Origin of the sequence: Stenotrophomonas maltophilia (assembly GCF_006970445.1) — a bacterium.
Lineage (GTDB): Bacteria > Pseudomonadota > Gammaproteobacteria > Xanthomonadales > Xanthomonadaceae > Stenotrophomonas > Stenotrophomonas maltophilia_AU.
Genome location: NZ_CP033877.1, coordinates 4,346,956 through 4,361,668, shown reverse-complemented (window position 1 = coordinate 4,361,668; position 14,713 = coordinate 4,346,956). Strand labels below are relative to the sequence as shown.

Annotated in this window: 13 protein-coding genes; 3 read left to right on the top strand and 10 right to left on the bottom strand. The window is 67.9% G+C overall.

The annotated features are described in order from the left end of the window. Nucleotides 1–87 precede the first annotated feature (87 nt). Nucleotides 88–462: a hypothetical protein gene (locus tag EGM71_RS19990; protein WP_005420251.1), complete on the bottom strand. Its 375-nt coding sequence runs from the start codon at nt 460–462 to the stop codon at nt 88–90. A 162-nt stretch (nt 463–624) separates the two neighbouring features. Then, nucleotides 625–3,129: an ATP-dependent helicase HrpB gene (hrpB, locus tag EGM71_RS19985; protein ID WP_188486668.1), complete on the bottom strand. Its 2,505-nt coding sequence runs from the start codon at nt 3,127–3,129 to the stop codon at nt 625–627. A gap of 67 nt (nt 3,130–3,196) precedes the next feature. Between hrpB and EGM71_RS19980 the strand changes: the two genes are divergently transcribed. Beyond that, complete coding sequence (locus tag EGM71_RS19980) at nt 3,197–3,994, top strand: TatD family hydrolase (RefSeq protein ID WP_032129204.1); 798 nt, start codon at nt 3,197–3,199, stop codon at nt 3,992–3,994. 27 nt (nt 3,995–4,021) lie between these two features. Here the strand turns inward: EGM71_RS19980 and EGM71_RS19975 are convergent, their stop codons facing one another. From EGM71_RS19975 to EGM71_RS19955, 5 genes are all read right to left on the bottom strand, one after another. Then, a complete protein-coding gene (locus EGM71_RS19975; protein WP_223224513.1) occupies nt 4,022–4,906 on the bottom strand; it encodes an epimerase in 885 nt (294 codons plus the stop codon). Beyond that, a complete protein-coding gene (gene panE / locus EGM71_RS19970) occupies nt 4,903–5,841 on the bottom strand; it encodes a 2-dehydropantoate 2-reductase (RefSeq protein WP_188486666.1) in 939 nt (312 codons plus the stop codon). The genes EGM71_RS19975 and panE overlap by 4 nt, the downstream gene beginning before the upstream one ends. 300 nt (nt 5,842–6,141) lie before the next feature. After that, nucleotides 6,142–6,909, bottom strand: coding sequence for a hypothetical protein (locus tag EGM71_RS19965; protein ID WP_188486664.1), 768 nt, complete (start codon nt 6,907–6,909; stop codon nt 6,142–6,144). A gap of 434 nt (nt 6,910–7,343) precedes the next feature. Next, entirely contained in the window at nt 7,344–8,135 is a 792-nt protein-coding gene (locus EGM71_RS19960; RefSeq protein WP_188486662.1) for an ABC transporter permease, read from the bottom strand. Then, the gene (locus tag EGM71_RS19955) at nt 8,132–9,100 is read right to left on the bottom strand and encodes an ABC transporter ATP-binding protein (RefSeq protein WP_188486660.1); all 969 of its coding nucleotides are present in this window, start codon (nt 9,098–9,100) and stop codon (nt 8,132–8,134) included. The genes EGM71_RS19960 and EGM71_RS19955 overlap by 4 nt, the downstream gene beginning before the upstream one ends. 84 nt (nt 9,101–9,184) lie before the next feature. Between EGM71_RS19955 and EGM71_RS19950 the strand changes: the two genes are divergently transcribed. Further along, nucleotides 9,185–9,934, top strand: a complete 750-nt coding sequence (locus EGM71_RS19950; protein ID WP_188486658.1) for a ferredoxin--NADP reductase — start codon at nt 9,185–9,187, stop codon at nt 9,932–9,934. Nucleotides 9,935–10,047: 113 nt separating this feature from the next. On the opposite strand, the gene EGM71_RS19945 is transcribed toward EGM71_RS19950, so the two are convergent. The 3 genes from EGM71_RS19945 to EGM71_RS19935 form a co-directional block, all read right to left on the bottom strand. Next, the gene (locus EGM71_RS19945) at nt 10,048–11,223 is read right to left on the bottom strand and encodes a lytic polysaccharide monooxygenase (protein ID WP_188486656.1); all 1,176 of its coding nucleotides are present in this window, start codon (nt 11,221–11,223) and stop codon (nt 10,048–10,050) included. Nucleotides 11,224–11,401: 178 nt separating this feature from the next. Continuing rightward, nucleotides 11,402–12,571, bottom strand: coding sequence for a lytic polysaccharide monooxygenase (locus EGM71_RS19940; protein WP_188486654.1), 1,170 nt, complete (start codon nt 12,569–12,571; stop codon nt 11,402–11,404). Nucleotides 12,572–12,804: 233 nt separating this feature from the next. Further along, nucleotides 12,805–13,290: a DUF1203 domain-containing protein gene (locus EGM71_RS19935; RefSeq protein WP_188486652.1), complete on the bottom strand. Its 486-nt coding sequence runs from the start codon at nt 13,288–13,290 to the stop codon at nt 12,805–12,807. 154 nt (nt 13,291–13,444) lie between these two features. On the opposite strand from EGM71_RS19935, the gene EGM71_RS19930 reads away from it, so the two are divergent. Beyond that, nucleotides 13,445–14,647 carry a GGDEF domain-containing protein gene (locus EGM71_RS19930; protein WP_188486650.1) on the top strand — a complete coding sequence of 401 codons (1,203 nt, stop codon included), beginning with the start codon at nt 13,445–13,447 and terminating at the stop codon, nt 14,645–14,647. The last annotated feature ends 66 nt before the right edge of the window (nt 14,648–14,713 follow it).

The window sequence follows — 14,713 nt, the reverse complement described above, 5'->3', positions numbered from 1 at the left end:
AAGGGCCGGATACCTTCCGGTACCCGACCCTCTCGTAGCTGGTGGGGTCAGACCCCTTCCGCAGGAAGGGCTCTGACCCGGGCAGACTCACGCATCGCTGCCGATATCGCTGTGCTCGTCCACGACGGTGTCGTTGCGGCGGTCACGCGCGCTGATGCGCTGCGCCTGCCCATTCACCACGTGGCCATTGGCGGCCTTCTTCTTCTGCTGCTTGCGGTACAGCGCATAGCCGAGCAGGCCGACACCCACCGCTGCAGCGGCCACGGCCACTGCCGGATTGCGGCGCACGAACTTGGTCGCGGCCTTGCCGCCGGTCTTCACTGCGCCGATGGCGGCGCCGGTCTTGATCCAGTCCGCATTGCGCAGGCTGCCACCGGCGCTCTTCAGGCCATCGCCGGCGGTGTGGGCCAGCTCCAGGGCGCGCTCCAGAGCGCGGTCGGTGATTACGGTCAGCTTGCTCATGCGGGGGTCCTTTGCCTCGGGTCGAAGTCCAGTGTCGCGCGTTGCCCGTAAACGGTATGTCAGTCGGGGACGCACGTGGTGTGACTCTACCCCAGCCATTCAGGATCAGGCAGGGTGGGGTCGGATCCCTTTCCCTTGCGGAAAGGGCTCTGACCCCGGCCTTCAGGTTCCGCGCGGCTTGGCCCGGTGCGTGGCCGTGGCTGTCCACGGATCATCCGGCCACGGATGGCGTGGGTAACGACCCTTCATTTCCTTTTTTACTTCGGCGTAGGTGTTTTCCCAGAAATTGCGCAGGTCCTGGGTGACCTGCAGCGGGCGGCCGCCGGGGGAGAGCAGGTGCAGGGTCAGCGGCACGCGGCCATCGGCGATGCGCGGCGTGTCGGCCAGGCCGAACAGTTCCTGCAGCTTCACCGCCAGCACCGGCGGCAGCGGATCGCCGCTCTCGCTGTCCAGCGCATAGGTGATCGGCCGCTCCAGTCCGGACGGCACGGTAATGCGGGTCGGTGCGTGGCGTTCGACCAGCTGCCGTTGTGACCACTCCAGCGGTGACTTCAGCGCCTCGCCGAAGCTGGACTCATCCAGCGCATCCAGTCGCGTCTTGCCGGCGAACGCGGGCTGCAGCCATTGCGCGCGCGTGGCCAGCAGGGCGTCGTCGCTGCAGTCGGGCAGGCCGAGCTCGGGCATCCAGCGCCGCAGCGATTCCACCCGTGCCTGCCACTGGCGCAGGCCTTCGGTCCACGGCAGCGCCTGCAGGCCGAGCTCGGCCACCGCGTCGGTCAGCGCCTGCGCGGCGTGCTGCGGATCGACCCGGCCGGCCGAGCGGCTGTCCAGCACGATCCGGTCGAAACGGGTCTCGCGCAGTGCCACCAGGGCGCGTCGCTCGCTGTCCCAGCGCACCACGTCTTCGGTGACGAAGCGCTCCGGCCACGCCTTGCGCAGCCGATCTTCGTCCACCGGTGCGGCACGCAGCAGCAGCGCGTCGCGTGCCTCGAAGCGCAGTTCACTGGCCACCAGCCACGGTTCGCCTCGCAGGTCGCTCAGCTCATGCAGGCGTGCGCTGCGACCATTGGCCAGCAGGTAGCGCAGCGGATCGCTGGGGTGCTGGACACCGATGCGGTCCGGGAATGCATGTGCGAGCAGGTCACCCAGCTCGTGCGCCTCGATGCTGGCCGGTGGCGCGGCATCGCAGCGCAGGCGACGTCGCCACTGCTTGGCGGCCGCATCGATGGCGGCCAGACCGCTGCGGTTGGCATCGCCCGGCGCGCGACCATTGCGGAACGCGGCCAGTGCGCGCCAACGCGCCGCCAGTGCGTCACCGCCCTGGCGCAATGGATCGCGCGCCTCCAGCAGGGCGGCCAGATCGGCGGCCAGCGCCTGCGCGCGGGCATCGGGCGCCGCGAGCAGCATCGCCGCCATTCGTGGATGCGTGCCCAGCGCCAGCACACGCCGGCCGAGCGCGGTGATCGCGCCACTGCTGGACAGCGCGCCGAGCCGCTGCAGCAGTTCGCGCGCCGCCCCCATCGGACCCGCCGGGGGCGGATCAAGGAAGCGCAGATCGCTGCTGCCCCAGGCCGCCAGCTCCAGCGCCAGTCCGGCCAGTTCCACCTGGTCGATTTCGGCGCGGCGCTGCGGCTCCAGCCGCTGCGACTGCGGCCACAGCCGCCAGGCGACGCCTTCGGCGACGCGGCCTGCGCGGCCCGCGCGCTGGTCGGCCGATGCCTGCGCGATGGCCACCACGTCCAGCCGGGTGAAGCCACTGTTGGGGTCGTAGCGCGGTTCGCGCGCCTGGCCACTGTCGATCACCACACGCACGCCGGGCAGCGTCACCGACGACTCGGCGACGTTGGTCGCCAGCACCACGCGACGGCGGCCATCACTGGCCACCTGCAGCACGCGCGCCTGCTGTTCCACCGGCAGTTCACCGTGCAGCGCCAGCACTTCGACGCCGGCATCCAGTGATTCCTGCAGGCCAGCCTGCACCCGCGCGATCTCGCGCTGGCCGGGCAGGAACACCAGCAGGTCACCGGGGTGTTCGGCCAGGGCCTGCTGCACCGCGCGGCGCACCTGCAGTTCCAGTGCCTCATCGCGGCGCGCCGGGAAGTGGCTGATCGCCACCGGGTAGCTGCGGCCCTCGCTGCTCAGCCGCGGCGCGTCGAGAAAGCGTGCCAGCCGCTCGCCGTCCAGCGTGGCCGACATCACCACCAGGCGCAGGTCATCGCGCAGCTGCGCCTGCACATCCAGCGCCAGCGCCAGGCCGAGGTCGCCGCTGAGATGGCGCTCGTGGAATTCGTCGAACAGGATCGCACCGACCTCTTCCAGCATCGGGTCGTCCTGCAGCATGCGGGTCAGGATGCCTTCGGTGACGACTTCAATGCGCGTGCGCGCCGAAACCTTGTTCTCGAAGCGGATGCGGTAGCCGACCGTGCCACCGACCTCTTCGCCCAGCTGCCGCGCCATGAACAGCGCGGCGCTGCGCGCGGCGACCCGGCGCGGTTCCAGCAGGATGATCTTCCGCCCCTGCAGCCACGGTGCATCGAGCAGCGCCAGTGGCACCTGGGTGGTCTTGCCGGCACCGGGTGGGGCCTCCAGCACCAGTCGTGGCTGCACGGCCAGGTGCTGCTGGATCTGCGGCAGCAGCGGGGAAATCGGGAAGAGCGGGGCGTTCATGTGCAAAGGATAAGGGGCCACGGCGGGCGCAGGTACAATGCGCGGGCACTTTTCCCCCGCGATGACCATGCACCTGATCGATATCGGCGCCAACCTGACCCACGACTCCTTCGACCGCGATCGCGATGCCGTGCTGGACCGCGCGCGCCAGGCCGGCGTGGTGCAGATGGTCATCACCGGTGCCAGCCGCGAGCACTCACCGCTGGCCGTGCAGCTGGCGCAGCAGCACCCCGGCTTCCTGTACGCCACCGCCGGCGTGCACCCGCACCACGCGGTGGAATACACCGAGGAATGCGATGCCGAGATGCGCGCGCTGCATGCCCACCCGGAAGTGGTGGCGGTGGGGGAGTGTGGGCTGGACTACTTCCGTGATTTCTCGCCGCGCCCGGCCCAGCACCGTGCGTTCGAGCGCCAGCTGCAGCTGGCCGCGGACAATGGCAAGCCCCTGTTCCTGCACCAGCGCGACGCGCATGCCGATTTCATGGCACAGATGAAGAACTTCGAAGGTCGCATCGGCCCGGCGGTGGTGCATTGCTTCACCGGTGAACGCGATGAGCTGTTCGATTACCTCGACCAGGACTGGTACATCGGCATCACCGGCTGGCTGTGTGACGAGCGCCGCGGCGCGCACCTGCGCGAACTGGTGAAGAACATCCCGGCCAACCGCTTGATGATCGAGACCGACGCGCCGTACCTGCTGCCGCGCACGCTGAAGCCGATGCCGAAGGATCGCCGCAACGAACCGATGTTCCTCTCGCACATCGTGGAGGAACTGGCACGTGACCGTGGCGAGGACGTGGCAGTGACGGCGGCCAACGCGACTGCCGCGACGCGTACGTTCTTCCGCCTGCCCGACGCGGGTTGATCGGGTAGTGCCGGCCAGCGGCCGGCACTACCGGAGCAGGTCGCGCAGGCCCTCACGGTAGCTGGGGAACCTCGGTTCCCAGCCCAATGCTTCACGCGTGCCTCGACTATCGATGCGCTTGTTGCTCTCGTAGAAGCGCCGCAACGTCGGGCTCAATGCCGGATCGTCCCAGGCCACGGCAGGCGGCATCGCAAACCCGCCCAGCTGTGCGGCGAAGGCCAGCACATCCTGCGGCGGTGCCGGGGCGTCGTCGCTGGGCAGGTACAGCCCCTGCTGGGTCGGTCGCCGCATCGCTGCGGTGATGACGGTTGCCAGGTCCTGCACATGCAGGCGGTTGAACACCAGGCCCGGGCGGATCACGTGGCGGGCACGGCCCTCGGCCAACTGCAGCAGGGCGTTGCGGCCAGGACCATACAGCCCCGGCAGGCGGAACACCGCCGAGGCGATACCACGTTCTTCCGCAAGGGCACGCCACAGGGCCTCGGCGCGCACACGCTGCACGCCGGCCACTTCGGTGGCATCAGCCTCACTGCGCTCGTTGATCCAACCCCCGGCGCGGTCGGCATACACCGACGTGGACGACAGATAGCCGACCCAGCGCAGTGCCGGGCTGCCCTGCAGTGCCGGCAGCAGAAGGCGCAGTGCCGGGTCGCCCTCGGCATCCGGCGGCACGCTGCTCAGCACGGCGTCGGCCCGTGCGATCTCATCGAGCAGGGCAGGCGATGGCGGGATATCGCTGCGCAGTGGATGCCGCAGCAGGCCATCGTCCGGCGTCGCCGAGGGGGCGCGCACCGTGCCGGCTACGCGCACGCCCTGCGCCTGCAGGTGCAGGGCCAGAACGCGTCCGCTCCAGCCCAGGCCGAGGATCAGCACCCGCGACGGCAGCGCGGTGTCCTGCAAGGTGAGGCTCACGCGCCGCGTAGTGCCTGGTAAGCCTGCAGGCTGCTGTACGCGACCTGCAGCAGCAGGGCTTCCTGGTCGGCCTTGCGCGCACGTGCCAGCATGTCGCCGACGATCTGTTCGGCCTCCACCTGCTGGCCGGCTTCCAGATCACGCAGCATCGATGCCTTCAATGCCGAGCCAGCCTGGGTCAGGGTGCCGCGCGCGGTGTCCTGCGCGGCCTCGGGAATCGGTTCACCGGCGGCCTCGGCCACGGCCAGGCATTCGTCGTACAGGCCACGCACGATGGCCTCGCCGTCATCGGTGGCGACGAGGGTGCCGATGTCGGCGCGCAGCAGGCAGGTCGCTGCCGCCAGCGCGGTCAGGAAGGTGTACTTGACCCACTGTTCCTGGCCGATGCGTTCGCTGGCCAGGTGATCCAGGTTGGCCTGCGCGCAGACCGCAGCGAATTCGCGCACGCGCGCGGAGACCGCGCCGCCGTCGCGCTCGCCGAAGGTGAGCTTGGCCGGTTTGCCCAGATGCAGCACTGCGCCATCGGGCGCCTTGGTGGCGCTGATGAAGCACAGGCCACCGAGCACGGCATCGCGGCCGAAGCGCAGATCCAGCGCGTTGTAGTGATGCAGGCCATTGAGGATCGGCAGTACGGTGGTGCCTGCGCCAACGGCCGGGGCAATGGCGTCAACCGAGCTGTCCAGGTCGTAGGCCTTGCAGCTGAGGATGACCAGGTCGAACGGCTTCTGCGCGGCCAATGCGGGCAGCGCAGAAGCGGTGACGTGCTGCACCGGGAAGCGGGCATCGCCGAGTGGGCTGCGGATGACCAGGCCGTCGCGATCCAGCTGGGCGGCGCGTGCGGGGCGCACGAGGAAGGTCACGTCGACGCCGGCCTGGGCCAGGCGACCGCCGAAGTAACCGCCGGTACCACCGGCGCCGAGGATCAGGATGCGCATTGCACGTTCACCGTTTTCTGGGGAATCAGGATTTCGATTGTGCCGGAGATTGCGGCCAACGGCGGTGCCCCTCGTGGTGGTTCGCGGAATGCACTGTTCATTGGGGTTGGCCGGGCGGGTAGGCCGCGCAGGGTGCGCTGCAAGTACATCCCTGTAAGCTCGGTCGCCGCATCCATGCGGCTCACGCCCCTGCGCAACCTACCCGCCCGGCCACGGACATGTTCCGGGCGCGGCCACCACGGAAAACAGATCAAGAGCGGAAGCGGGTCGCTCGCTGCGCGAGCTCGTGTAGAGCGGTGCTCAGGGCAGTTGTTCGCTGAAGTCTTCGGTGTAGCCCAACAGCAGTGTGGTGCGGGTGGCCAGCGTTGCAGCCAGTTGTGACCAGGTGCCGTGGGTTCCGGCCGCGTAGATGCGTTGCAGGTCCGCGACCAACGCGCTCGCCTCTGCAGGCGATGGTGCGCGGTCGCGCTGGAAGCCGAGCCACGACGCACCGAGTCCGAACAGGCGGTAGTCATAGTGCTGCTGCAGGTGCTGGATCAGGGCGTGGTTCTGGAAGATGTCCCAGTCCGCGCTGAAGTAGCCGTTGGGTAGGGCGGCGATCAGCAGGTCGTAACGGGTCACGGGCACCTGCTGCACGCAGACGACGTCGTCGACGATGAGATCCGGTGTCGCATTGGCGGCGACCAGCGCCTCGATGTCCTCGTCGCTGCACATCAACGTGCCCGCCAGCGCTGTCCACTCCAACCGATGCGTGGAATGCTCAAGCTGCGCGACCACATGCGCCAGCAACCGCTCGCGTGCCGCCAACGCATCTTCCGGCGTCGCCGGGTCTTCGTCCTCGTACAGCGCGATGCGTTCGTCGTCGGACGCATGCATGCTGGTGTAGCGGCACTGGCCGACATCATCGAGCGTGCACAGGTAGCGATGGCGGGGATCGGCCATGTGCAGCGAGGCCAGGCAATCCAGCACCTCATCCAGCGTGGGCGACTCGCTCAGCAGGACATGGCTGAAGGCATCGATCGGACCATCCGATACGGCCTTGTCCAATGCAATGGAAGTGATCTTCATCGCCACAGACTAGCCGTAATCCGAAACGAAAAGAGCCAAGCATCGGCTTGGCTCTACAGGGAACGCTTCATCCACGCATGGCGTGGATCTACCGTGTCGACCAAGGTCGACACCCACCAACAGCAGCGCAGAACGACATCCCGGCAAGTCGCAGGAATTTGTCGAAGGCGGGGTGGGTCCGGCTGCGGGAGTGTCCGCGGCATGGATGCCGCGGCCAAGCCCCCAGGGGTGAGGGCGCTTTGCTTGCGAAGCACTGCTTCGCAAGCGCCCGAACGCACAGCCGCCAGCGGCTGGGCCGGACCGCGGAGCGGGGTTTACGGCGTCTCCCGCAATCGGATCCACCCCGCCATCCCACGGATAGTCAGCTTTTGCAGTTGCCGTTGAAGTTGACGTTGATTCAGCGGGTGCAGGGCCGCAGGCCCTGCACGCAAAACTCAGCTGCGCATGCCCACGCCGCGACGCAGCAGCCACAGCGCCAGCGCCGTCAGCGCCACCACGAAGCCGAGCATCAACCCGTAGGCCACCGGCAGCGGCACATCGCTGCTGCCCAGCAGGCCATAGCGGAACGCATTGACCATGTAGAAGATCGGGTTCGCATGCGTGGCCGCTTCGGCCCAGCCCGGCAGCAGCTTCACCGAATAGAACACGCCACCCAGGTAGGTCAGCGGGGTCAGGATGAAGGTCGGCACGATCGCCACGTCGTCGAACTTCTTCGCATACACCGCGTTGATGAAACCGGCCAGCGAGAAGATCGTCGCACCCAGGATCACCGTGGTCAGCATCACCAGCGGGTGCGGGATGCGCACCGGGGTGAAGAACATCGCGATGATCAGCACGATCACGCCCACCATCAGGCCGCGCAGCACGGCGCCGGCCACGTAACCCCACAGGATTACCCAGTTCGGCATCGGGCTGACCAGCAGCTCTTCCACGTGGCGGCCGAACTTGGCACCGAAGAACGAGGAACTGATGTTGCCGTAGCTGTTCTGGATCACGCTCATCATCACCAGGCCCGGCACGATGAACTCCATGTAGCTGTAATCGCCCATGTCGCCAACCCGCGAGCCGATCAGGCGGCCGAAGATCAGGAAGTACAGGGTCATGGTGATTGCCGGCGGCACCAGGGTCTGGCCCCAGATGCGCATGATGCGGGCGACTTCGCGGCGCACGATGGTCATCAGTGCGATGCGGTTGCGCTGGCCGTCGGTCAGCTCGGTGGTGCTCATGCAGGCTTCTCCTGGTTGCCGGTGAGGCGCACGAACAGCTCCTCCAGGCGGTTGCTCTTGGTACGCATCGATCGCACGCGGATGCCGGACTCGTTGAGCGTGGCGAACACGCGGTTGAGGTCCATCGCGCGCGGCATGTCGATGTCCAGCGTATGCGGGTCCGGCGCGGTCAGCGTCGCGCCTTCGATCACCGGCAGCTGCGCCGGCAGGTCACCGTCGATGTCCAGCAGGAAGCCTTCCACGTCCAGCTTGGCCAGCAGGGTGCGCATCGGCCCCTGCTCGACGATCTGGCCGTGGTTGATGATCGCCAGGTGGCGGCACAGGTACTCGGCTTCTTCCAGGTAGTGCGTGGTGAGGATGATGGTGGTGCCGGCGGCGTTGATCTCCTTCAGCACGCGCCACATGTCGCGGCGGATCTCGATGTCCACGCCGGCGGTCGGCTCATCCAGGATCAGCAGGCGCGGGCGGGTCATCATCGCGCGGGCGATCATCAGCCGGCGCTTCATGCCGCCGGACAGCGTACGGCTCATCACCTGCGCCTTTTCCCACAGGTGCGCCCGCTTCAGTTCCTCTTCGGCGCGCTGCTCGGCTTCCTCGCGCGGCACGCCGTAGAAGCCGGCGTAGTTCACCAGGATGTCGAAGGGCTTTTCGAACAGGTTGAAGTTGATCTCCTGCGGTACCAGCCCGATCAGGCGCATGGTGGCGCTGCGGTTGCGAACCAGGTCGCTGCCGAACACCTCCACCTTGCCCTCGCTGAGGTTGACCAGGGAGCTGATGATGCCGATCAGGGTCGACTTGCCGGCACCGTTGGGGCCGAGCAGGGCGAAGAAGTCGCCCGGGGCCACTTCCAGGGAAACCCCCTTCAGGGCCTGGGTGCCGTTGTCGTAGGTCTTGCGCAGGTCGCGCACGCGCAGGGCGGGCGCCATATCGTTCTGGGATGCCAAGCTCGAAGCCTTCGCGCCCATGGGCTGGCGCTGGAGAGGGGCGGGGAGGGGCTATTATAGAAGACCCCGAGGGCTTGCCCCGGCTACACACTGTCCCGAAAAGTCGTGCCTGTTCAATTCCCCCTCAAGCTGGTCGGCTGCCGCATGCTGGCCCCGACCGTAGGCCACTACCAGTTCGTGCGTGACGATGGACAGCCGCTGGATTTCCAGCCCGGCCAGTTCATCCAGGTCCATTTCAGCTACGCCGACGGCACCGAAACCAAGCGCAGCTACTCGCTGGCGACCATCCACGACCACGCGCTGGGTCCGGGCGAAGCGGTCGATATCGCGGTCAGTTTCGTGCCCGGTGGCGCCGCTACGGCGCTGTTCGAGGCGCTGGAGCACGGCGGCCAGATCAGTGCGTCCGGCCCCTACGGCCGCTTCTGCCTGAACCCCGGCGACCACAACGCCCGTTACCTGCTGATCGCCACCGGTACCGGCGTGACCCCCTACCGCTCGATGCTGCCGCTGCTGGAGAAGGCCATGGCCGAACGCGGCGTGCAGATCGTGCTGCTGCAGGGCGCGCGCAGCCCCGGTGAGCTGCTGTACAGCGAAGATTTCTACAGCTTCGCCGAAAAGCACCCGAACTTCCGCTATGTTCCGTGCCTGTCGCGCGAACTGCCCGCCGACCCGCACCCGGACGTGCAGCACGGTTACGTGCAGCAGGCGCTGGCCGGCTTCACCCCGGACCCGGCCACCGACATCGCCTACCTGTGCGGCAACCCGGACATGGTCGATGCCTGTGCCGAACTGCTGAAGGCTGCCGGCCTGGGCAACCCGCAGATCCGCCGCGAGAAGTACGTCAGCAGCAAATAATCCCGGGTAGTGCCGGCCGCTGGCCGGCAATCGCATGGACCCTGGTAGTGCCGGCCGTTGGCCGGCAACCCCATGAACCGGAGGCGGCATCGCGCCGCCCCCGGTGCCCTGCCTCAGTACGCGATCCAGGCGTCGCGCCAGGCAAAGCCGGTGCCCGGGCGGTAGGCATCGGCGTTGATGTTGCACCAGGCGCCTTCCGGGAACGGGCGGCAGGCGTACAGCTTGCCGTCGTTGCCCTTCACCACGGTCTCGCCCGGCTTGTAGCTGCCGAGGCCGGCCGGATACACGAAGTCGAAGTCGCCGCCCGGCGGATCGACCGGATCGATCGGGCCCGGACCCGGCACCTGGGTTTCCAGCTGGAAGCGGTTGCCCGGCTTCAGGTACACGCGGTTGTCGGTGGCCGACGCGACCGGCGTGATCACGCCGTTCTTCATCACACCCACGCGCGCATGCTGTGCACTGGCATTGACCTTGCGAGCCAGGGCCAGCGGCCACTGCGTCGGGCTGGTCTGGCCGGTCGCCAGCTTGGTTTCCACACGCTCCAGGTCATTGCCGTTGGCATTGAACACGCGCAGGGTCACGGTGCTGTCCACGTCCAGTGCACCATTGGCGGTTACCGCGCCGGCATCCTGCCACTGCGGCGGCGGAACCACGCCACCGCCACCTTCGAAGCGCACGTCCATGCAGGTGTAGAACGCTTCCTGCGAATCCGAGCGCTGCCAGGTGTTGTAGATGATGTGCTGGCCACTGCGCTTGGGCAGCGGGCAGTCCAGCTTGTAGACACCGCCTTCGGACAGTGGCACGTTGCCCAGCGTGCAGAATTCCTGCAGGTCGGCCCAGCGCAGCGGGCTGCCCGGCTGCCAGCCATCACGGGTGACGTAGAACTTCCATTCGCGGGTGGCGTGCGGCGCCGGCGCCCGGAATTCGAAGGTGTAGCGGCCGCGCGAATCGGCGCGGACCGGCGTGGTCGGCCAGTCGCTGCGGTTCAGATCGAGGCCGCGGTACTTGGGGATGCTCGCGCTGCACAGCTCGCCATCACGCACCAGGTCGCGGTGGTTGCCATTGGCGTTGCCGTGGGCGATCGCGCTCCAGTCATAGAACGGCTGCGCGCCGCCGATCGCCTTGGCCGCGGCACAGGCCGGGTTGGTCGGATTCTCAGGATTGCCCTCGTGGCACTGCTTCACGCGGCTGAGCGGCTTGGTCATGGTGCCGTGGGCGAAGGCACTGCTGGACAGGGCCAGGCCGGCAACGACGGACAGAACGAGGACTGCCCGATGGGACAGGTGCATGCAGGAACTCCTTTGCGAAGTGTGGGAAACCTCGCGCAGTCTTTACATGCAGGCCCGCCGGCAACATCGGACAAGTTTGAATTCGATGGCGGCCGTGATCGATCTGCAACACGGTGCTCACTGTGCCGCTTTGCAGGCAGAAGGCGGTGCACGCTGCACCGCCTCCCGCATCGGCGCCTCAGTACGCGATCCACGCATCGCGCCAGGCGGCACCCACTCCCGGCCGGTACGCCTCGGCGTTGACGTTGCACCATGCACCCTCCGGGAACGGGCGGCAGGCGTACAGCTTGCCGTCGCTGCCCTTCACCACGGTCTGGCCCGGCACATAGCTGCCAATGCCCGCCGGGTACACGTGGTCGAAATCACCGCCCGGCGACGGCGTACCCGGGTCCGGCACCTGGGTATCGAGCTGGAAGCGGTTGCCGTCCTTCAGGTACACGCGGTTGTCGGTGGCCGAGGCCGCCGGCGTGATCACGCCATTGGCGAGCACGCCCACGCGTGCATGCTGTGCGCTGGCATTGACCTTGCGGGCCAGCGCCAACGGCCACTGCGTTGCCCCGGTCTGGCCACTGGCCAGCGTGGCCTCGACGCGTTCGACGTCATTGCCGTTGGCGTTGAACACGCGCAGTGCCAGCGTCGTACCCACCGGCAGCTCAACGCGCGCGGTGACCGGACCGGCATCCTGCCACTGCGGCGCCGGTGTAGTGCCTCCACCGCCCTGGAAGCGCACGTCCATGCAGGTATAGAACGCCTCGGTCGAATCCGAGCGCTGCCAGGTGTTGTAGATCACATGCTGGCCGGTGCGCTGCGGCAACGTGCACTGCAGCTTGTAGGTGCCATCGGCCGACAGCGGCGTATTGCCCAGCGTGCAGAACTCCTGCAGGTCGGCCCAGCGCAGCGGGCTGCCCGGCTGCCAGCCTTCGCGGGTGACGAAGAAGCGCCAGTCACGGGTGGCGTGCGGCGCGGTCGCCTTGAACACGAAGGTGAACTTGCCATTGGCATCAGGCTGGATCGGCGTGGTCTGCCAGTCACTGCGGTTCACGTCCAGGCCGCGGAAGGTCGGGTTGTTGCCGCTGCACAGCTTGCCGTCGGGCACCACGGCCTGGTGGTTGCCGTTGGCATTGGCCTGATTGATGCCGTTCCAGTCGTAGAACGCCTGTGAACCGCCGATGGCCTTGGCCGCAGCGCAGGCCGGGTTGGTTGGGTTCTCGGGATTGCCCTGGAAGCAGGCATAGACACGGCTGACCGGCGTGGTCATGGTGCCGTGGGCGAACGCGTTGCCGGCCAGGCACAGGCCCGCAGCCACGAACGAGGTGGCCAGCAGCAGCGGTGTGGATCGGAATGACATGGCGCATCCTTGTGGTCGTCGAAAGGGAACGGTGACCGCAGGAGCTGCGCTGCGCGGCGGACTTTCGGCGGCACCACGGCGAGTATCGAGTGGCGATGCAGGCGACGGAACCATCGCAGTGCCGATCCGTGACTGCGCATGTGAAGCCCTTCCCGCAGGCTTCACGCAGGGCTGAACGGATGCGCTGGACGTCACGTGATCGGCGTGGCATCGATCACGTCATGGAGATCGCACTACGTGGTCTGTATATCCACGCGATCCGCCTGGCACGAGAAGCAGCCATGCGCCGCGTTGTGCAACTGGACAAAGGCCACCGCGGGGTCGGCGAACAGTGCATCCAGCCGGTCGGCAATGTTGGTGCCCGCACAGACCTGGGCACCGTGCATCAGTGCGGCGTGGTCATAGGCGCGCACCGAGATCATCCGGCGCTGCACATACGGCGGCACTTCGCCGGGCGGCAGCACGCAACGGGTCACGCCACGCTGTACGAAGATCGGGCCGGCGGCGCGATACGGCGAGTGCAGCGGCAGGTGGGCGTGGGACAGCAGGAGCAGTTCGCTGCCAGGTGCGGGATCGCTCAGGCTGATCCTGCAGGGATGGCCGCCGCTGTCGCCCGCCCAGCGACGCTGGATGCCGAGCGCGGCGAGCGCGCTGTCACTCATCTCGAACAGGTGCAGGAACGGGCGGTGGTCGATGCCACCGAGGTACCACGCGTGCATGGGCGTCTCCTGGGTCTGCCGCGGATTCTGCGCGTGCACCGGCTGCCGTGCTCGCCGTTTTCGGACCCCGCATCGCCCTCGGGCCGGAACACGCCACGGGGATCGCATCGCAAGGCGCTAAGATGCGCGCGCCGCCCCGGCTGACGAGCGCCGCATGTCCCTGGATTTCCCCACCATCACCGTGCTTGGCTTCCTGCTCTGCATCGGCATTGCGGTGGGGTTCTCGCTGTTGCTGGTCGTACTGCGCGGGCAACCGGTGCTGCGGCAGTGGACCATCAGCCTGTGGCTGCTGACCCTGGGGGTGACCCTGCTGGCCCTGCGGCCCTACCTGCCACTGGTACCGGCGGTGCTGGCCGGCAATGCGGCGATGGCCGGCTGCGGTCTGATGATGCTGCGCGGCGTGGCCCTGCACCTTGAGCAGCCGTTGCCGCTGTGGCGGCCGTTGCTGGTGGCGGCCGCGTTCATGGCCTGCATCTTCGCCTTCCTGGTGCTGTGGCCGAACCTGGGCATGCGCCTGCAGGTGTTCAGTGTGTTCGCACTGATCGTCGACGGTTGGATCGCCGGGTTGCTGCTGCGGCATGCACCGCCGCAGCAACGCACCAGCTGCCGCCTGGCCGCTGCCGTGTTCCTGGCAGAAGCGGCGTTGTATGCGATACGCCTGTTCCTGCCGGTGGCGCCCGACGCCGGTGAGGACATCATGCGGACCGGTTCGCCGATGTTCGCCACCTACATAGCCGGGGTGATGCTGGAACTGGCGCGTTGTTTCGCGATGGTGCTGCTGCTGGTCGAGCGCATGCTGGTCGACCTGCGCCGTGCGGCCCGCACCGATGGCCTGACCGGGCTGCTCAATCGCAGTGCGGTACTGGCCGACGGCCAGGCGCAACTGCAGAAGCTGCGTCGCCAGCGCCGCCCGCTGGTGCTGTTGCTGATCGACGTGGACCACTTCAAGAAGATCAACGATCGGTGGGGGCACCTGGCCGGCGACCAGGTGCTGCGCCATTTTTCGGCGACGCTGCAGCACTGCGTGCAGGGCCATGAGCACCTGCTGGGCCGTTACGGCGGCGAAGAGTTCGTGCTGGTGCTGGCCGGGAGCACGCGCGGCGACGCGGTGGAGCGGGCAGCCGCGATCCGCACACGCCTGCAGCAGCGGCCGGCATTGCTGGCCGACGGACCGGTGCGGGTCACCGCCAGCGTTGGCCTTGCGATGGACGCGGGGCAGGGCGACCTGTCGACCTTGCTGGCCGCCGCCGATGCCGCCCTGTACCGGGCCAAGGCCGAGGGGCGGGACCGCCTGGTCTGCGCGCCGTCGGCGGCGGATTCTTCATTGCCCATCGCCGTCGGCGCGCTGCCCGTGTAAGTTGGGTCACATCTTCCGCGGCAGCCCGTCGTGGTCGACAGGAACGTCCTCCAGGGGAAACGAGCA